Source organism: Pseudomonas sp. HMSC063H08 (assembly GCF_001813645.1).
Classification (GTDB): domain Bacteria; phylum Pseudomonadota; class Gammaproteobacteria; order Pseudomonadales; family Pseudomonadaceae; genus Pseudomonas; species Pseudomonas aeruginosa.
The window spans coordinates 25302-41238 of sequence record NZ_KV813493.1 but is presented as its reverse complement, the minus strand read 5'-3'; the positions used below and the strand labels follow the sequence as shown (position 1 = coordinate 41238).

Sequence of the window (15937 nt, the reverse complement as noted above, 5' to 3'; positions counted from 1 at the left end):
CGTTCACTCGGCGGCCGGTTCGGGCGCCGCGAAGGGCGCGTTGAGCGGTACGTTGGCGAACGACTTGAGCATTTCCATGAGGATCTGGCTGGCCGGGCCGAGCGGCTTTTCCTTGTTGGTGTAGAGGTAGAAGCGGCTCTGCCGCACGCCGCCCTGGCTCAGCGGCAGCGGCTTGAGTTGGCCGCTCTGCAGTTCGCGCTCGATGATGTGTCGCGGCAGCCAGGCGAAGCCCAGGCCGTTGCCGACGAAGGTCGCCGCGGTAGCCAGGCTGCCCACCGTCCAGCGCTGTTCGGCGCCGAGCCAGCCGTGGTCGCGCGGCTGTAGCCGGCCGCTGTCGCGGATCACCACCTGCATCTGGGTTTCCAGGTCCTGGTGGGTCAGCTCGCGTTGCAGGCGGTGCAGCGGATGGTCGGGGTGGGCCACGGCGACGAACTCGACCACGCTGAGGTCGGCGCCGAGGTGGCCGGGAATGATCAGGCCGCTGATCGCCAGGTCGGCGGCGCCCTGGATCAGCGCTTCCTCGACGCCGGAGAGCACTTCCTCGCGCAGCAGCACGCGACAGCCGCGGCTCTGCGGCATGAAGGCGGACAGCGAGCGGACGATCCGCGCGGTGGGGTAGGCGGCGTCCACCACCAGACGCACCTCGGGCTCCCAGCCCTGTTCCATGTGGTGGGCCAGTTCCTCCAGTTGCCCGGCCTGCTTGACCAGTTGCCGCGAGCGGCGCAGCAGCACTTCGCCGGCCTCGGTCAGCACCGCCTTGCGTCCGTCGATGCGCAGCAGCGGCACGCCGAGCTGTTCCTGCATGCGCGCCACGGTATAGCTGATCGACGATTGCGAGCGGTGCAGGGCTTCCGCGGCCTGGGCGAAGCCGCCGTGGTCGACCACCGCCTGCAGGGTCCGCCATTGGTCCAGGGTTACGCGTGGCGCTTTCATTTCCGCCTCCTCGAATGCAGGGATGCCTCGCCGGCGTTTCCGCGGCCGGCAGGCGATGACGAGTGCGCCGGAGGGGCGACTTCGCTTATCGTGTCGTCGGCGTCCTGTACGGGATGGCTGTCCATTCTCTTGACGTACGGGATGTCGTGGTTTTCAGGGTGTTGCCATTTTTCCATCTGTCGCTACCGGGAGTCCGGCCATGAAAAGGCTTTGCTGTTTCGCACTATCGCTGCTGCCCCTGTCCGCTTTCGCCTATCCGATCGAGGTCGACCCGCAACTCAACGGCACCGAGGTCTCCTACAGCACCCAGGACATCGGGCGCGACATGGGCGCGATCCTTCTCACCAACCTGGGTGGCCAGGCGGCAGAGTGCACGGCGGTGTTCCGCAACGGCCCGGAGACCCCGAAAGTGCGCAAGGGCGTGATCCAGCCCGGGCAGAACAGCAACTTCACCGCGCAGTTCGGCCGCGACATCATCAAGTTGCGAATCAAGCTGACCTGCAAGATCGCGAAATAGAGCGTTCTCTCACCGAAAGACTAGGTGTTGCCTGTTTATAAATCAATATGGTCGATATTTAACAGCGGTTTTTTCAACTTTTTAATCGATTAATCATTCTCTACCCTCACCTCCATCGTTGTATCGCAGTGGGTGGAGGTCGAGTCATGTCCCGTGTCCTGGTTATCGAGAGCAGTGCCCGCCAACGGGGCTCGGTTTCCCGCCTGCTGACGGCGGAATTCATCTCCCACTGGAAAGCCGCGCATCCCGCTGATCGCTTCCAGGTCCGCGACCTGGCGCGCGAGCCGCTGCCGCACCTCGATGAATTATTGCTGGGAGCCTGGACCACTCCCTGCGATGGCCATAGCGCTGCGGAAAGGCGCGCCCTCGAGCGTTCCAATCGCCTGACCGAGGAGTTGCGGATAGCGGACGTGCTGGTGCTGGCGGCGCCGATGTACAACTTCGCCATTCCCAGCAGCCTGAAGAGCTGGTTCGACCATGTGCTGCGCGCCGGCCTGACCTTCCGTTACGCCGAGCAGGGGCCGGAAGGCCTGCTACAGGGCAAGCGCGCCTTCGTTCTCACCGCCCGCGGCGGAATCTACGCCGGCGGCGGTCTCGACCACCAGGAACCCTATCTGCGCCAGGTGCTGGGCTTCGTCGGCATCCACGACGTCACCTTCATCCACGCGGAGGGCATGAACATGGGCCCGGAGTTCCGTGAGAAAGGCCTGGCGCGAGCCCGCGAGCGGATGCTGCAGGCGCTGGAAACGAACACTTCCCTTTGCGTCCCTCTGCCAACGCTCCGGTGATTGGACGCAGCACCCGGTCGAACCCCTTCCCCCCGCGTGTTCGACCGGGTTTTTTTATTTCGCGATGGTTCCAGGCCCCGGGTTCCGGAGCGCAGACAGTCTGGCAGGGGCTTTCGCGCTGGCGTTGTCGCATCGACACGGGTGAACGGCGCCAGGGGGCAGCGGGGCCTGCTGCAAGGAGGACGGTGGACCCTGCCCGCAGAATGCTGTTGGCGGGCCGTGCATTGCGCCACCCGCCTCGCCGGTCCGGATGTTCAGTCGGTGCGTGCGCCCAGCAGATGTTCGATCCGTTCGATCACGCTTGCCGCTGTGGTGGCGCCTGAACTGAGTTGCTTCAGATCACCAGCCAGGTCAAGCAGAAGGGTGGGGAATGCGCGTACGCCCCACTCTCCGCACTGGGCGAATTGCCGATAGACGGCTTGCCGTGCAGCGGCAGTGGCGAAATGCACGCGGAAGTCTTCGAACGATAGCGAAGCGTCTTCGCAAATGGATCTATAAAAGTCCACGTTCTTGGGGTCCTCGCCTTCGACATAGAACTTGCACTGCACGGCAGAGAAAAATGCCAGGGTCGCGGAGGCGACAGGCCGCTTCTGGTCGAGCATTTGCTCGGCGACCACAACGGCTCGGCAGGCAGGCTCCGTGTCATAGTCGAAATGCTTTGCCGACAGCAGGGAAAAACCGAATGGTTGACCGGTGACCTTGGCGATATGGGTCCATTCCCGGCGTAGAAACTCCCGGAACTCCGGTCCCCATGCGTCGCCCCCGCCCGCGCGCAGGCCGCCCATGGTGAGGGTGAAGCCGATACCCTTCTGTTCGCAGTACCGTGCGAGTTCTTCGAGCGTGGAGGAAATACCCCAGCACCAGGAGCACATGGGGTCGCCGATGTACCTGAGCGTGACTTCGCCGCCAGGGGCCTGCTTCGCCCCCTGGGGGAGGATGGGAGCAGCGTCGGGAATCCGGCAACTGCCGGTGGCCGGATCGCAGTTCATGAGTGTCATGGTTGGAGTCCACAGGTTGAGGCTGTATGGAGGTCTGCCGCGGCTATCGCGACGCCAGCGCAGTGCCGGCCAGCCAATAGGTCGTCACGGGGCCCAGAACAGTTCGGCATAAGCCTTCTCGTCGAGCAGCGCATCCAGTTGCCCCAGGTTGCTGAGTTTGACCCTGAAGAACCAGCCGGCGCCCAACGGGTCGGTGTTGGCAAGCGTCGGGGTGTCGCGCAAGGCCGCGTTGACGGCGATGATTTCGCCGGAGACGGGGGTGTACAGGTTCGTCACCGCTTTGTCCGACTCGATCTCGGCCGCGGCGGCTCCCTGCGCCAACGTCTCGCCGACGTTGGGCAGGATCACCGAAATCAGGTTGCCCAGGCCGTCCAGTGCCCGTGGGGTGACGCCGACGACAACGCTGTCGATAGCGTGGCCATCGAGGGTGTCGGCGAGGCGAACCCAGTAATGGTCTTTGGAAAATTGCATGGACACGGTCGTCTCCCGTTCAACCTGGAAAAACAGAGGTTATGCTGGTGCCCCCAGGCGTTTCTGGTCGGCGCCAGCGACTTTCGAGGCCCAAGGCGTCGCGGCCCGGCCCTAGGCCGTCAGGGCGGCGACCTTGTCTTGTGCGTATTCCCGCAGTGTCCGCGGTCTCTTGCCGGTGAGCTTCATGACATCGTCGGTCACTACGCTCATCCAGCCTTGGCGCACCGGGTGGAAGATCGAGGCCATGTGCGCCGCATTGGCGGCGGGCACACCGTTGTTCTCCAGCATGTCGATGAACGCCTTGTCCGATGTCGCGGCGTATCGCACGGGCTTGCCGGTCACTTCGGACAGGATCGCCGCTGCATCGGCATAACTGAGCGCTTCGGGACCGGTGAGGTTGAATGCTTTGCCGTCGAAAGCGGTTGAGGTGAGCGCGGCGATGGCGCTGGCCGCAATATCGCGCACATCGATGAAACTGTCCTGCTATCGCCGGCTGGCAAGGCGATCTGACCCTGGTCGAGGCTGGCTTTCCAGAAGTGATGGAAATTGTCGGAGAACCAGTTCGGCCGCAAGATCACATGGGGCGTGCCGGATTTCTCCAGCAGGATTTCCATTTGGCGCATGGGGTTGGCGTCATTCGCATCCACGCCAAAGGCGCTCTGGAAGACTATTTTCACCTTGCGGCTTGCGGCGGCTTCGACGAACGGCAGGAGCAGATCGCGTACGTTCAGGTAGCCGGCGGGCAGGAGCATGTAAGTGCGATCCACACCCTCCAGGGCGGTGGCGATGGTTTCCGGTTTGCCGAAATCGAAGGGCGTACTCTCGACTCCATCCATTTTCCGATTTGCGCGGGAAGCGGCCTTGACGGCCTCTCCCTTGGCCAGCAGGCCTTCGACTAACGGCTTGCCGACTGTTCCCGTCGCACCTAGAACAAGAATTTTCTTCGACATATCGATCTCCAGGATGTCCGCCTCGAGCAGCGGGACGCGTTCAGGAAAGTCCAGGGGGCTGACGTCGGCTGCGAAACCCAGCCACGGGTCTCGTCTGTGCTAGCGCTGGCGTCAGTCCGCGTAGAACCGGTACCTAGCGAGGGCTCAGCACTGGTCGGGGTGTTCCTCCAGTCCTTCGGCCTGTAGCGCGGCCCTGACTGCCGGACGGGCTGCAATCCTGGCCATGAAATCCATCAATGCTGGGAATGGGGCCAGCGAAATGCCGAATTGGGGGCACCAGCGCGTAAGGGCGAAGAGATGTGCGTCCGCGACGGTGAACTCGTCACCCAGGATGTATGGGCGGCCGTCCGCGAGGAGGTTGTTCAGGTAGGCCACTTTGGCTATCACTGGGCGCTGCGCGGCCGTGGGGTCGTCCGAAGGGGACAGGTAGAACAGCGGGGTGAAGGACTTGTGGTAATCCGAAGAGAGGTAATTCAGTATCTCGTGCAAACGGCTGCGTTCCAGCGTTCCGTTGGCTGGCACCAACGTTGGGGCGTAGCGATCCGCGAGGTATTGGCTGATGGCGGCGCCTTCGGTCAGCAAGCCGCCTTCGAACTCGAGGGCGGGCGCCGTGCCCTTCGGGTTGATCTGGAAGTAATCGCCGCCCGAGGCGGTCTTGTGCTGCCACAGGTCGACCTTGGCCAGTTCGTGAGGCACGTTGGCCTCGCGAAGCACGATGTGGATGGCCAGTGAGCAAGAGCCGGGGGAGTAGTACAGTTTCATGATCGATATCCTTCGAGGTAGTTGCAGGTTCAAGCGACGCGCGCAGGGTGCGCCGGTGATTCATCGGCGCCTGGCTCAGGCGTGCAGCTGTTGTCCGATCCTGGCGACGCGAGCGGCGTAGAGCTTCACGGTCTCGAGATCGCCGCTGGGAATGGCCTGGGCATCCGCGTCGGACGGCGACTGCACCAGCGCGCCGACCGAGGCGCCGAGGTTGTTGATATCCGCGCGGCTCGAGGCCGAGGTGTTGGCGGGAGCCAGGCCCAGGCTGACCCAGATGCCGCCGTGCTGGGACGCCAGCGTGTGCATGAGGATCAGGGAAACCTGCTTGTCGCCGTTCAGGCTTGCGCTGTTGGTGAAGCCGCCGAAGACCTTGTCCTGCCACTGCCGAACAAACCACTTCCTGGAAGTGGCGTCCGCGAACTTCTTGAATTGCCAAGGCACCGAGCCCATGTACGTGGGCGCGCCGAAGAGGATGGATTGCGCCTGGTCGAGCAGGTCCCAGGCTGCCTCGGGAATGTTGCCCTCGCTATCGATCTCGATCAGCGAAGCCTGTGCGCCTTCCTCCGCCGCTTGTGCTACGCGCTTGGTATGGCCATATCCGGAGAAATAAACAACGACTGCTTTTGACATGATGGTTCCCTGGTGGGTGGACGGAAGGAACCATAATTGGGATTGAGAATAAGAAAAATATTATCCAAAGTTACTATTGGTTCAATAATCGCGAACAATCTATGGACAAACTCACCGCCATGGCCACCTTCGTGAAGGTGGTGGACGCCGGCAGCTTCACACGCGCGGCCGATGCCCTGGGCCTGCCGAAAGCTCGCGTTTCGCAGCGCGTCAGCGATCTTGAAAAGCATCTAGGCGTGCGCTTGCTCAATCGTACGACACGTGCCCTGAGCCTTACGCACGATGGCAGCGCGTACTTCGACAAATGCCAGGTCCTGCTGCAGCAGATAGACGAACTGGAGGCCACGCTCAGGGGCGGGACGGCGACGCCCATCGGCCGGCTCAGAGTGGACTCCCTGATCACCATCGCCCGATGGGTGATCGCTCCAAGGCTGCACGACTTCCAGGCGCGCTACCCGAGGATCCAGCTGCGGCTGAGTAGTTCGGACCGGATCAGCAATCTGCTGGAGGACGGCATCGATTGCACGATCCGGGGAGGTGCGCTCAAGGATTCCAGCATGATCGCCAGGCATCTTTGCGACATCCAGATGGGCTTGTATGCCTCGCCCGAGTACCTGGCCTCCATAGGCGGTGTAGACAGTCCGGACGATCTATCGCAGTTCAGGCGGTTGAGCTGGTTCAGCGGCAGGGAGCGCAACCCGTTCATGTGGGAGCTGGAGTCCGGCCCGGAGCGTTTCGTGGTGCAGTCCGGCGATGGAATGCAGTTCGACGAACCCGACGTGGCTATTTCGGCCTGCGTGGCGGGCAGCGGCATCTGCCCTGGCGCCCCATTCGCGGTGGCTGGATTCGTACGCGCAGGGAAACTTGTTCCGGTACTGCCGCAATGGCACTTTTCTGCGGCGCCGGTGCATGTCATCTACCCGGGCTCCAGGCACCTGTCGGTTCGTGTGCGCTGCTTTGTGAACTGGGTCATGGAGCTGTTCGCGGAGAACCCCGAGATACAGCTCACGCCCATCGCGCTGGCGCTCGAGTCCGGCCTCGCGCAACGAACCTGAGGCCCGCCGCCGCCATTCCGGGGCAGCTCGTACCTTCCGCGATCCGGTGTGCGTGACCCGGATGCAAGGCTCGGCGGGTTCAGCCCCGGTTAGCGGACAAGCCGTTGTCCGGGACCGGCCGGTTCCTGGCGCCGAGTCGCGCCGACAGCACGATGGCGAGGACGATCAGGGCGCCGCCGAGGAACATCCGCGGCCCCGGTGTCTCATGGAACAACAGCCAGGCGAAGGCGATCCCGTAGACCGGCTCCAGGGCGAATACCAGCGCCGCGGTGCGGGCCTTGACCACCGCCAGGCTGGCCACGAACAGGCTGTGCGCCAGGCCGGTGCAGAACACGCCCAGCAGGGCCAGCCAGAGCCAGTCGAGAGCGGGTAGCGCCGGTAGTTCGCCGACCGCGAACGGCAGCAGGCACAGGGCGACTACCAGGTTCTGCCAGAGCGCCGCCTGCACCGGGCCGACCTGCCCGCTGTTGCTGCGGTTGGCCAGCGACAGCAGGGCGAACAGCAGGCCGGAAAGGATCGCCCAGAGCAGGCCGAGGGTGGCGCCGCTGGCGAGGTCGAAGTTCGGCGTGACCAGCACCAGGCCAAGGCTGACCAGGACTACCAGCAGTCCTTCCGCGAGATGAATGCGCTCGCGGAAGAGCAGCCCTTCGAGGATTACCGTGAAGGCCGGGAAGCTGGCGAAGCCGAGGGTGGCGATGGCCACGCCGGCGGTCTTCACGGCGATGAAGAAACTCACCCAGTGGCCGGCCAGGAGCAGGCCGCAGAGCGCCAGGCGCAGCCATTGCGCGGATCCCAGGGCGCGCCAGGCCTGGCCCGCGAGGCGGGCGAAGAGGCCGAGGGCGAGCACCGCGAACAGCGCGCGACCGAACACGATCACCCCGGGGGAGGCGCTGGCCAGCTTGCCGAACACCCCGGTCAGGCCGAAGAGGAGGGCGCCGCCGTGCAGGGCGGCGAGGGCGGAACGTCGATTCATGGGGATCCTTCAGGCCAGGCGCGCACCGTTGGGCAGGGGCTTGTCGAAGCCGGCCAGGACCACCTTGTCCTCGCTATCGTAGACCCCGGTGACCAGGACCTCCGAGCGCACCCCGGCGATCTGCTTCGGAGCGAAGTTGCAGACGCAGAGGACCTGACGGCCGACCAGTTCCTCGGCCTGGTAGTGCGCGGTCAGTTGCGCACTGGAGGTGCGCAGGCCGAGCGGGCCGAGGTCGACCTCGAGGATGTAGGCGGGTTTGCGTGCCTTGGGGTTGGGCGCGGCGCCGAGGATGGTGCCGACGCGCAGTTCGACGCGTTCGAAATCCTGCCATTCGATGATGTCCATGCTGACTCCTGGTCTGTCGATGGGCAGAGAGTAAGGAGTCGCGACGGATTTGTCTGTCGTGCGGCTAGCCGGTTTTGTCGCGGGACTCGCGACGCAATTGCCGCGGGGTGACGCCGAACTCGCGGACCAGCGCCGCGGTGAAGGCACTCTGCGAGGCGTAGCCGACCCGGGCGGCGATCTCGCCCACCGCCAGGCTGCTCTCCAGCAACAGTTCGTGGGCCTGGTGCAGGCGTCGGCTGCGCGCGTAGTCCATGGGCGTCTGCCCGGTCTCGGCGAGGAACAGGCTGTGGAAGCGCGCCACCGAAAGACCGGCCAGCCGTGCCAGGTCGGCGACCTGCAACGGATGGGCGGCATGGCGGTCGAGGTAGGCGTCCAGGCTGGCCAGCGGCAGGCGTGGCTGCTGGCGTGGCGGCTGGCGCTCGCTGGCCAGGCTGGCGAGGAGCAGGCCGGCGCCCTGGTGGGCGATCACCGGGTCGTTGATCGGGCCGCTGGCCAGCCAGTTCACCAGTTGGCCCTGGGCGGGCGTCAGCGACAGCGCCTGCGGTCGCTCGAACAGCCGCCGACCGGCTTCGGCGTGTTCGCCCAGGCCCAGCAGCAGGCTGCCGTCGCAGGGCAGGTCGAGGACCAGGCAGCGGCTGCCGGCGGGACTCGAGCAGGCATGCCGGGCTTGCGCCGGCACCACCGCGAAGGTCTGCCGCAACACGCGGCTGCCGCGCCCCTCGACCTCGAACTCGAGGCAGCCGCTGAGGCCCAGGACCAATTGGGCATGGTCATGGCTGTGGACGATCTGGTCGTGGCTGTAGTGGCGCAGGGAAAGGATCGAACCCATGGCGAAGCTCCCGGAGGCAGGCGCCCAGTCTACCCGCTGGCGCCGGCGACAGACAGTCGCGCCCTGTCACGCAACGGTCGCCGGCCTGTCACAGTCGTTTCACCGGCGCCGTCCAAGATCGGAAAAACACCGTCGGAGACCCGCCGATGAGCACCGCGCAACGCTTCACCTCGAACCGCAAGCAGCGGGTTCGGACCCTGTGGATCTCGGATGTCCACCTGGGGACGCGGGATTGCCAGGCCGAACACCTGGCGGCGTTCCTCAAGCGCTACCACGCCGATCGCATCTACCTGGTGGGCGACATCATCGACGGCTGGAAGCTGCGCGGCGGCATCTACTGGCCGCAGGCGCACACCAACGTGATCCGCCGCCTGCTCACCCTGAGCAAGCGCGGCACCGAGGTGATCTACGTCACCGGCAACCATGACGAATTCCTGCGCCGCTATTCGAGCCTGATCCTCGGCAACATCCGCCTGGTCGACGAGGCGGTGCACAGTACCGCCGACGGCCGCAAGCTGCTGGTGATACACGGCGACCAGTTCGACGTGATCACCCGCTACCACCGCTGGCTGGCGTTCCTCGGCGACTCCGCCTACGAGTTCACCCTGCTCCTCAACCGTTGGCTGAACCACTGGCGGCGGCGCTGGGGCTACGGCTACTGGTCGCTGTCGGCGTACCTCAAGCACAAGGTCAAGACCGCGGTGAACTTCATCAGCGACTTCGAGGAAGCCATCGCCCACGAGTGTCACAAGCGCGGGCTCGACGGGGTGGTCTGCGGGCACATCCACCATGCCGAGATCCGCCGCATCGAGGGCGTCGACTACCTCAACTGCGGCGACTGGGTAGAATCCTGCACGGCGCTGATCGAACATTGGGACGGCAGCATCCAGCTCTACCGCCTGGCCGAGGAGCAGGCGCGGCTGGCGGCGCAGGCCGCGGCGGTCGAGCCGGCGGCATGAGGCTATTGATCGTCAGCGACGCCTGGTTACCGCAAGTCAACGGAGTCGTCACCAGCCTGCTGGCCCTGCAGCGCGAGCTGGAACTGCTGGGCCACCAGGTACGGGTGCTGTCGCCCGCCGACTTCCGCTGCCTGCCCTGTCCCAGCTATCCGGAAATCCCCCTAGCCTGGAATCTCTGGCGCCTCGGCGGGCTGATCGAGGCCTTCGCCCCGGATGCCGTGCACCTGGCCACCGAGGGACCGCTCGGCTGGGCCGCGCGGCGCTGGCTGGGCAAGCGCGGCCTGGACTTCACCTCGGCGATCCATACGCGTTTTCCCGAATACCTGCGTGACCGCTGTCCGTGGCTGCCGCTGTCCTGGGGCTATGCCTTCCTGCGCGCCTTCCATCGGCCGAGCCGGGCGGTGCTGGTGAGCACCCCGCGCCTGCGCGACGAGTTCTGCGCCTGGCGCTTCCAGCACCTGCGGCTGTGGCGCAAGGGCGTCGATACCGAACTGTTCCATCCCGCCGAGACACCCGCGGCGGAAGAGCGGCCGCCGGTGTTCCTGTATGTCGGGCGGCTGGCGACGGAAAAGAACCTGGAGGCGTTCCTCGATCTCGAACTGCCGGGCGAAAAATGGCTGGTGGGCGACGGCCCGCAGCGGGCGGCGCTGGAGCAGCGCTATCCACAGGCGCGTTTTCTCGGCTACCGCCATGGCCGCGCACTGGCCGACGCCTACCGGGCGGCCTCGGTGCTGGTGTTTCCCTCGCTGACCGATACCTATGGCCTGGTGATGCTCGAAGCACTGGCCTGCGGCGTGCCGGTGGCGGCCTTCGCCGTGCCGGGGCCGCTGGATGTATTGCAGCAGGGCGTGACCGGGGTCATGCACGAGGATCTTGGCGAAGCCTGCCGCCAGGCGCTGGCGCTGGATCGCCAGGCCTGCGGGCGCTGGGCGCGGGAGCAGTCCTGGCGGGTTTCGGCGGAGGAGTTCCTGGCGCTGCAGGCGAGCGGTCCGCGGACTGCGCCGGAATGGCGCGACGAACTGCCGGCGGCGCTCGACGAACTCAGAGGATGACCTTGTCGCGTAGGCGCTCGGCGGCCTGTTGCAGGGCCTGGATGACCCGTTCCTTGTCGTAGTTCTGGATGTTGTTGGTGTCCAGGTACATGGAGAAGCCGGGCAATTCGTGCTCGACGTAGCTGGGCGCGGCGCCGAGGTCGCGGCGCGAGTCCACCACCTGGTAGATCTGCACCGGGCGGCTGAAGCCCTTGACCGCGATCTGGCCCTTGTCGCGGCACATGATCACGTCCTTGATCAGCGAGTAGGTCTCGTGGGAAATGAGGATTTCGCCGGCTTCCGAGGCGCTTTCCAGGCGGCTGGCGAGGTTCACCTCGCGGCCGATGATGGTGTAGTCCATGCGCGTGTCGGCGCCGAAGTTACCCACCGTGCAATAGCCGGTGTTGATGCCCATGCGGATTTCCAGCGGCTTGGTGATGCCCTGGGCCCGCCACTGCTGGCGCAGCACCTTCATGTGCTTGCGCATGGCGATGCCCATCGATACCGCAGCCACCGCGTCCTTCTTCGCGCCCTGGGTGCTGGGGTCGCCGAAGAACACCATGACGCAGTCGCCGACGAACTTGTCGATGGTACCGCCGTACTTGAGGGCGATCTTCGACATTTCGTTGAGGTAGTTGTTGAGCAGGTCGGTCAGGGCCTCGGCTTCCAGCTCCTCGGATAGCTCGGTGAAGCCGCGGATGTCGGAGAAGAACACGGTGAGCTTCTTGCGCTGGGTTTCCAGGCGCACGCTCTTCTTGCCGCTGAAGATCATTTCCCAGACCTGCGGCGACAGGTACTTGGCCAGGTTGCGCGCGAGCCGCGCGGCCTTTTCCTGCTCGCGGGCGATCTCCTGGCGCACCTGGGCCAGGCGCAGGCCCTGCTGGTGGCCGAAGAAGGCGGTGATGCAGATGTACAGTCCGCAGAACAGGATGCTGACCGCGGCCACCTCGACCGGGGTATTGCCCAGCAGCGGCGGGGCGACGAGCACGGCGACCAGCAGGGCGCTGCTGGCCGATACCAGCAAGGCCATGCCGAGCAGGCGCAGGCCGCCGATGACCAGCGCGGTGAAGCTCAGCACCAGCAGGAACATCAGGCTGGGCACCACGGAGAAGCCGAGCAGCGCCATGCCCAGGCCACAGTGCACGGCGTCGACCGCGAGCAGGGCGCGGGTCACCTTGCGCGGGTCGTGCTGGCGGAAGCGCTGGCCGAGGTGGTACGCCAGGTGCGGGTAGAGCAGCGCATAGGGCACCATCCAGAGGATGCCGTAGCTGAAATACTGGGTGTAGGTTCCCGCCGCGATGCTGGCGCCACAGGCGATATAGGCCAGCACGCGCGAATAGTATTCACGCATGGACGCGACGGACCGGCTCGTCGGCGAGCGGTCGGGGAGGGTAGGCTTCATGCGCTGGAGAGGATCCCTGTGTATTTTCGTCCCGGCTCGGCTTCGTGAGCTTTCCGCCTGAGGAATGGCGGTTGGCCAGGTTGCTGGCGGAATCTTAACCAAGCGTTTGCGCGGCGGCCAGTGACAGCTGAGCGATAGTTCAGGAAAGCGCACCGATCCGGGACCGACGGTCGTCCCGGCGGAGCGACCGGCCCGGGCGGCCGGCCGCGCGGGACGGGTCAGAAGCGGATGCGGCCGGTGAAGGCGTCCTTGAGCATCACCCAGTCGCCCATGAACGACCACAGCGGGTACTTGAAGGTGGCCGGGCGGTTCTTCTCGAAGACGAAGTGGCCGACCCAGGCGAAGCCATAGCCGACCAGCGGCAGCGCCAGCAGCCATAGCCACTGCTGGCTGGCCACGGCGAGGAACAGCACCGCCAGCACCAGCAGGCTGCCGACGTAGTGCAGGCGGCGGCACACCGCATTGCTGTGTTCCTGCAGGTAGTAGGGGTAGAACTCGGCGAAACTGTGGAAACGCTCGTCGTCAGGGCTGCTCATGGAATGCCTCCTCTCGTTGTGTCCGCGCAGTGTAGTGCGGGCCGCACGATGTCGCGGATGACATACAGGGCCAGTTTAGTATCCTTGGGCCGCCAGGCCGGTCGACGGTCGGCGTGCCTCCCGCCAGAACAAGAAGAGACCGATGCCGGAACGTACAACCTTGTCCAGCTGGGTCCAGGGCATCGTCCTCGCCCTGGAGCTGGAAGGCCTCGACGGACGCCAGCTGTTCGCCGAGCTGGGCCTCGACTACCAGGCCTTGCAGGACCCCGACGCGCGCTTCCCGCAGGATGCGATGAGCCGTCTGTGGCAGCGTGCGGTGGCGCTCAGCGGCAACCCGGCGATCGCCCTGAACATCGCCCGGGTCCGGCGCCCGGCTTTCCACGTCGTCGGCTATGCGCTGATGTCGAGCCGCAACCTGGCGGAAGGCTTCGCGCGCCTGGAACGCTACCAGCGGATCATCGCGGAAGCGTCCGACCTGACTTTCCGCCGCACGCCGCAGGGCTATCGACTCGGCGTCACGGTGCATGGCGATCGCCTGCCGGCGCCGCCGCAGAGTGCCGAATGCTCGCTGGCCTACCTGGTGGACATGGTCCGCTGGATCACCGGCCGGCCGCTGGACCCGCTGGCGGTGGAACTGCCCGGCGCGCCCCGCGAGCCGCTGGCACCCTATGCCGAGCTGTTCCGCGCGCCGCTGCGCTTTCACGCCGAGGAGTTCGCGCTGGTGTTTTCCCGCGTCGACCTCGAGACGCCGCTACCCTCGGCCAACGAGGCGCTGGCCCAGTTGCACGATCGCTTCGCCGGCGAATACCTGGCGCGTTTCAGCACCAGCCGCATCACCCATCTGGCCCGGCAGACCCTGTGCCGGCTGTTGCCGCAGGGAGAACCCAAGCGCGAACGAGTGGCCCAGGCGCTGCACCTGTCGCAGCGCACCTTGCAACGACGCCTCCAGGAGGAGGGCACCAGCTACCAGCAACTGCTCGACGACACACGTCGGGATATGGCCGATCAGTATCTCCAGCAGCCCGGCCTGACCTTGCTGGAGGTCGCCTACCTGCTGGGTTTCGCCGATCCGAGCAATTTCTTCCGGGCATTCCGCCGCTGGTTCGGCTGCACGCCCAACGAATACCGGGCGCGCCGCCAGGAGCGCCCGGGCTAGTCGCCAGGCCAGGCGGTACGCTTCAGGGCTGCCCGGCGGGTTGCGCCGAGGCCTGGCGCAGGGTCCAGTCGAGGACCTGGGCCGACAGCGTGTCGCCGGCCTTGCCGAAGGCGCTGACCACCGCCGCGACCTTCTTGCCGTCCACCGGCTGGCTGACCTCGAAACGCCGGCTGGCGACCACGCGCTTGTCGTCGGTACGCACCAGGCGCGCGTCGTAGCGGATCAGCGCGCTGGCCTGGCCGTTCGGGTACTCGGTCTGGAAGGCGCGAAGGTCGCCGCCCAGTTCGAAATCGGCCTGCAGGTTGCTGTCGTCGCTGCTCAGGCCGCGGACCCGGCCGTCGGCCTGGAACGCCTGCATCAGACGGTCACGCAGCAGCGACGGTGCCGGATCGCTCCAGCGCGCGCCCTGGTACACGCTGATTTCGTCGCCGTGCGGGCGCACTGCGATGCGCGGGCTCTCCAGCACCAGGCTGGTACGCGGCCGGGCGATCCGCAGCGACCAGTCGACCGGCCGCGCGGCGGCGCTGGCCGGAGGGTTGTGCACCGGTAGCAGGTAGACCTGGAGGACCTGCGCTTCCGGCAGGATCGAGCAGGCGCCGAGGGTGGCGAGCGCGGCCAGGCCGGCGGCCAGGGACAGGCGACGCAGCGGGCGAAGGGCGAGCCTCATGGGGTGAACTCCTTGGTTTTTTCCCGGCCCAGCAGGTAGTTCGCCGGGTTCTCTTCCAGGCGCCGGCTGATTCCGCGCAGTGCCGCCAGGGTATCGCGCAGTTCGCTGACCGCCGGGCCCAGCTCGGCGAGTCCCTGGATGCCGCCGTCCAGCGAGTGGCGATTCTCGCTGATCAACTGGTCGAGGGTGGCGCTGGTGCGCTCCAGCGAAGCCATGGTCTTGTTGGCGTTTTCCATCATCCCTTTGCCTTGCTCGTTGAGCAGGCCGTTGGCGCTGCGCATCAACTCGCTGGCCTGGGCCAGCGCGGCGTTGGCCTGCCTGCTCGCCTGGGCCAACTGCTGCATCACCGCGCTGACGTTCTCGCGCTCGGCGGAGAGCGCGCCGGTGGCCTGGTCGAGATGGTCGAGGGTGCGGCTGATGCGCGCTGTGTTTTCCTCGGAGAGCAGGTTGCTGAAGCGCGCGATGAGCTGGTTGATGTTGCCCATCAGGTCTTCGCCGTTGCTCAGCAACTGGGTCAGCGGCGAGGGCGTGGCGACGATCACCGGGATCTTCCCGTCCTTGCCCTCCAGCATCGGGCTGGCGGGCGTGCCGCTGCTGAGCTGGATGATCGAGGTGCCGGTGATCCCGGTGAGCGCCAGCTTGGCGGTGGTGTCCTGCTTGATCGGCGCGCTGGCCACCACGCGGATGCGTGCCCAGACCTTGCGCGGGTCCTGCGGATCGAGGCGGAGGAAGGCCACGTCGCCGACCTTGATCCCGCTGTACTGCACCGAGCTGCCCTGGGAAAGGCCGCTGACCGCTTCGTTGAAGACGATGTCGTAGTAGTTGAACTTGCCCTCCGAGCCGGACTTGGCCAGCCACAGGCCGAAGAGCAGGGCGGCGCCAATCACGATCACGCTGAACAGGCCGATCAACGCATGGTGGGCTCGGGTTTCCAT

At 65.9% G+C, this 15937-nt stretch carries 20 protein-coding genes; 6 read left to right on the top strand and 14 right to left on the bottom strand.

The genetic code is table 11. From position 1 onward, the window contains the following. Positions 1–3: 3 nt before the first annotated feature. Positions 4–933: a PA3225 family LysR-type transcriptional regulator gene (locus HMPREF2924_RS20570; protein ID WP_003091534.1), complete on the bottom strand. Its 930-nt coding sequence runs from the start codon at positions 931–933 to the stop codon at positions 4–6. 199 nt (positions 934–1132) lie between these two features. Here HMPREF2924_RS20570 and HMPREF2924_RS20565 point away from each other — a divergent pair, with 199 nt between their 5' ends. Both HMPREF2924_RS20565 and azoR3 read left to right on the top strand, forming a co-directional pair. Continuing rightward, positions 1133–1450, top strand: a complete 318-nt coding sequence (locus tag HMPREF2924_RS20565; protein ID WP_003091533.1) for a hypothetical protein — start codon at positions 1133–1135, stop codon at positions 1448–1450. A 146-nt stretch (positions 1451–1596) separates the two neighbouring features. Beyond that, a complete protein-coding gene (azoR3, locus tag HMPREF2924_RS20560) occupies positions 1597–2238 on the top strand; it encodes an FMN-dependent NADH-azoreductase AzoR3 (protein ID WP_003091530.1) in 642 nt (213 codons plus the stop codon). A 254-nt stretch (positions 2239–2492) separates the two neighbouring features. Here the strand turns inward: azoR3 and HMPREF2924_RS20555 are convergent, their stop codons facing one another. The 6 genes from HMPREF2924_RS20555 to HMPREF2924_RS20530 all read right to left on the bottom strand — a co-directional run bounded on the left by HMPREF2924_RS20555 (position 2493) and on the right by HMPREF2924_RS20530 (position 6049). Then, positions 2493–3236: a DsbA family protein gene (locus HMPREF2924_RS20555; RefSeq protein ID WP_021265064.1), complete on the bottom strand. Its 744-nt coding sequence runs from the start codon at positions 3234–3236 to the stop codon at positions 2493–2495. 84 nt (positions 3237–3320) lie between these two features. Further along, complete coding sequence (locus HMPREF2924_RS20550) at positions 3321–3707, bottom strand: glycine cleavage system protein H (RefSeq protein ID WP_023094577.1); 387 nt, start codon at positions 3705–3707, stop codon at positions 3321–3323. Positions 3708–3818: 111 nt separating this feature from the next. Continuing rightward, on the bottom strand, positions 3819–4049 hold the full coding sequence (locus HMPREF2924_RS36535) for a Rossmann-fold NAD(P)-binding domain-containing protein (protein ID WP_225011588.1): 231 nt from the start codon (positions 4047–4049) through the stop codon (positions 3819–3821). Next, entirely contained in the window at positions 4046–4657 is a 612-nt protein-coding gene (locus HMPREF2924_RS34670; protein ID WP_132660247.1) for an NAD(P)H-binding protein, read from the bottom strand. Before HMPREF2924_RS34670 ends, HMPREF2924_RS36535 begins: the two co-directional genes overlap by 4 nt. 144 nt (positions 4658–4801) lie before the next feature. Continuing rightward, the gene (locus HMPREF2924_RS20535; RefSeq protein WP_003091520.1) at positions 4802–5419 is read right to left on the bottom strand and encodes a glutathione binding-like protein; all 618 of its coding nucleotides are present in this window, start codon (positions 5417–5419) and stop codon (positions 4802–4804) included. Positions 5420–5494: 75 nt separating this feature from the next. Then, positions 5495–6049: a flavodoxin family protein gene (locus HMPREF2924_RS20530; protein ID WP_003130458.1), complete on the bottom strand. Its 555-nt coding sequence runs from the start codon at positions 6047–6049 to the stop codon at positions 5495–5497. Between the two features lie 101 nt (positions 6050–6150). Here HMPREF2924_RS20530 and HMPREF2924_RS20525 point away from each other — a divergent pair, with 101 nt between their 5' ends. Then, a complete protein-coding gene (locus tag HMPREF2924_RS20525; protein ID WP_009313729.1) occupies positions 6151–7104 on the top strand; it encodes a LysR family transcriptional regulator in 954 nt (317 codons plus the stop codon). A 79-nt stretch (positions 7105–7183) separates the two neighbouring features. Here HMPREF2924_RS20525 and HMPREF2924_RS20520 read toward each other — a convergent pair whose 3' ends face one another. The 3 genes from HMPREF2924_RS20520 to HMPREF2924_RS20510 all read right to left on the bottom strand — a co-directional run bounded on the left by HMPREF2924_RS20520 (position 7184) and on the right by HMPREF2924_RS20510 (position 9251). Beyond that, the gene (locus HMPREF2924_RS20520) at positions 7184–8077 is read right to left on the bottom strand and encodes a DMT family transporter (RefSeq protein ID WP_003130462.1); all 894 of its coding nucleotides are present in this window, start codon (positions 8075–8077) and stop codon (positions 7184–7186) included. A 9-nt stretch (positions 8078–8086) separates the two neighbouring features. Beyond that, positions 8087–8422: a tRNA-binding protein gene (locus HMPREF2924_RS20515; protein ID WP_003091512.1), complete on the bottom strand. Its 336-nt coding sequence runs from the start codon at positions 8420–8422 to the stop codon at positions 8087–8089. Positions 8423–8486: 64 nt separating this feature from the next. Next, positions 8487–9251: a helix-turn-helix domain-containing protein gene (locus tag HMPREF2924_RS20510; protein ID WP_003091511.1), complete on the bottom strand. Its 765-nt coding sequence runs from the start codon at positions 9249–9251 to the stop codon at positions 8487–8489. Positions 9252–9397: 146 nt separating this feature from the next. On the opposite strand from HMPREF2924_RS20510, the gene HMPREF2924_RS20505 reads away from it, so the two are divergent. Together HMPREF2924_RS20505 and HMPREF2924_RS20500 are read left to right on the top strand one after the other, a co-directional pair. Further along, the gene (locus HMPREF2924_RS20505; RefSeq protein WP_003091510.1) at positions 9398–10210 is read left to right on the top strand and encodes a UDP-2,3-diacylglucosamine diphosphatase; all 813 of its coding nucleotides are present in this window, start codon (positions 9398–9400) and stop codon (positions 10208–10210) included. Continuing rightward, on the top strand, positions 10207–11262 hold the full coding sequence (locus HMPREF2924_RS20500) for a glycosyltransferase family 4 protein (RefSeq protein ID WP_023093910.1): 1056 nt from the start codon (positions 10207–10209) through the stop codon (positions 11260–11262). The genes HMPREF2924_RS20505 and HMPREF2924_RS20500 overlap by 4 nt, the downstream gene beginning before the upstream one ends. On the opposite strand, the gene HMPREF2924_RS20495 is transcribed toward HMPREF2924_RS20500, so the two are convergent. Both HMPREF2924_RS20495 and HMPREF2924_RS20490 read right to left on the bottom strand, forming a co-directional pair. Continuing rightward, positions 11252–12643, bottom strand: coding sequence for a protein CyaB (locus tag HMPREF2924_RS20495; protein WP_003124349.1), 1392 nt, complete (start codon positions 12641–12643; stop codon positions 11252–11254). The two genes, HMPREF2924_RS20500 and HMPREF2924_RS20495, sit on opposite strands and share 11 nt — an antisense overlap. Positions 12644–12861: 218 nt before the next feature. Beyond that, positions 12862–13179 carry an Mpo1-like protein gene (locus HMPREF2924_RS20490; protein ID WP_003091504.1) on the bottom strand — a complete coding sequence of 106 codons (318 nt, stop codon included), beginning with the start codon at positions 13177–13179 and terminating at the stop codon, positions 12862–12864. 142 nt (positions 13180–13321) lie between these two features. Between HMPREF2924_RS20490 and HMPREF2924_RS20485 the strand changes: the two genes are divergently transcribed. Further along, the gene (locus tag HMPREF2924_RS20485) at positions 13322–14335 is read left to right on the top strand and encodes an AraC family transcriptional regulator (RefSeq protein WP_003130464.1); all 1014 of its coding nucleotides are present in this window, start codon (positions 13322–13324) and stop codon (positions 14333–14335) included. A 22-nt stretch (positions 14336–14357) separates the two neighbouring features. Here the strand turns inward: HMPREF2924_RS20485 and HMPREF2924_RS20480 are convergent, their stop codons facing one another. Together HMPREF2924_RS20480 and HMPREF2924_RS20475 are read right to left on the bottom strand one after the other, a co-directional pair. Then, complete coding sequence (locus HMPREF2924_RS20480; protein WP_003130465.1) at positions 14358–15002, bottom strand: ABC-type transport auxiliary lipoprotein family protein; 645 nt, start codon at positions 15000–15002, stop codon at positions 14358–14360. Beyond that, a complete protein-coding gene (locus HMPREF2924_RS20475; protein WP_004363204.1) occupies positions 14999–15937 on the bottom strand; it encodes an MlaD family protein in 939 nt (312 codons plus the stop codon). Before HMPREF2924_RS20475 ends, HMPREF2924_RS20480 begins: the two co-directional genes overlap by 4 nt.

What these genes read in the sequence shown, in the direction of transcription:
- HMPREF2924_RS20530 (WP_003130458.1), bottom strand. Translation starts at nt 6,049, where the DNA reads ATGTCAAAAGCAGTCGTTGTTTATTTCTCCGGATATGGCCATACCAAG.
- azoR3 (WP_003091530.1), top strand. Translation starts at nt 1,597, where the DNA reads ATGTCCCGTGTCCTGGTTATCGAGAGCAGTGCCCGCCAACGGGGCTCG.
- HMPREF2924_RS20500 (WP_023093910.1), top strand. Translation starts at nt 10,207, where the DNA reads ATGAGGCTATTGATCGTCAGCGACGCCTGGTTACCGCAAGTCAACGGA.
- HMPREF2924_RS20510 (WP_003091511.1), bottom strand. Translation starts at nt 9,251, where the DNA reads ATGGGTTCGATCCTTTCCCTGCGCCACTACAGCCACGACCAGATCGTC.
- HMPREF2924_RS20475 (WP_004363204.1), bottom strand. Translation starts at nt 15,937, where the DNA reads ATGGAAACCCGAGCCCACCATGCGTTGATCGGCCTGTTCAGCGTGATC.
- HMPREF2924_RS20520 (WP_003130462.1), bottom strand. Translation starts at nt 8,077, where the DNA reads ATGAATCGACGTTCCGCCCTCGCCGCCCTGCACGGCGGCGCCCTCCTC.
- HMPREF2924_RS20570 (WP_003091534.1), bottom strand. Translation starts at nt 933, where the DNA reads ATGAAAGCGCCACGCGTAACCCTGGACCAATGGCGGACCCTGCAGGCG.
- HMPREF2924_RS20505 (WP_003091510.1), top strand. Translation starts at nt 9,398, where the DNA reads ATGAGCACCGCGCAACGCTTCACCTCGAACCGCAAGCAGCGGGTTCGG.
- HMPREF2924_RS20515 (WP_003091512.1), bottom strand. Translation starts at nt 8,422, where the DNA reads ATGGACATCATCGAATGGCAGGATTTCGAACGCGTCGAACTGCGCGTC.
- HMPREF2924_RS20485 (WP_003130464.1), top strand. Translation starts at nt 13,322, where the DNA reads ATGCCGGAACGTACAACCTTGTCCAGCTGGGTCCAGGGCATCGTCCTC.
- HMPREF2924_RS20480 (WP_003130465.1), bottom strand. Translation starts at nt 15,002, where the DNA reads ATGAGGCTCGCCCTTCGCCCGCTGCGTCGCCTGTCCCTGGCCGCCGGC.
- HMPREF2924_RS20555 (WP_021265064.1), bottom strand. Translation starts at nt 3,236, where the DNA reads ATGACACTCATGAACTGCGATCCGGCCACCGGCAGTTGCCGGATTCCC.
- HMPREF2924_RS20495 (WP_003124349.1), bottom strand. Translation starts at nt 12,643, where the DNA reads ATGAAGCCTACCCTCCCCGACCGCTCGCCGACGAGCCGGTCCGTCGCG.
- HMPREF2924_RS34670 (WP_132660247.1), bottom strand. Translation starts at nt 4,657, where the DNA reads ATGTCGAAGAAAATTCTTGTTCTAGGTGCGACGGGAACAGTCGGCAAG.
- HMPREF2924_RS20565 (WP_003091533.1), top strand. Translation starts at nt 1,133, where the DNA reads ATGAAAAGGCTTTGCTGTTTCGCACTATCGCTGCTGCCCCTGTCCGCT.
- HMPREF2924_RS20550 (WP_023094577.1), bottom strand. Translation starts at nt 3,707, where the DNA reads ATGCAATTTTCCAAAGACCATTACTGGGTTCGCCTCGCCGACACCCTC.
- HMPREF2924_RS20535 (WP_003091520.1), bottom strand. Translation starts at nt 5,419, where the DNA reads ATGAAACTGTACTACTCCCCCGGCTCTTGCTCACTGGCCATCCACATC.
- HMPREF2924_RS20525 (WP_009313729.1), top strand. Translation starts at nt 6,151, where the DNA reads ATGGACAAACTCACCGCCATGGCCACCTTCGTGAAGGTGGTGGACGCC.
- HMPREF2924_RS20490 (WP_003091504.1), bottom strand. Translation starts at nt 13,179, where the DNA reads ATGAGCAGCCCTGACGACGAGCGTTTCCACAGTTTCGCCGAGTTCTAC.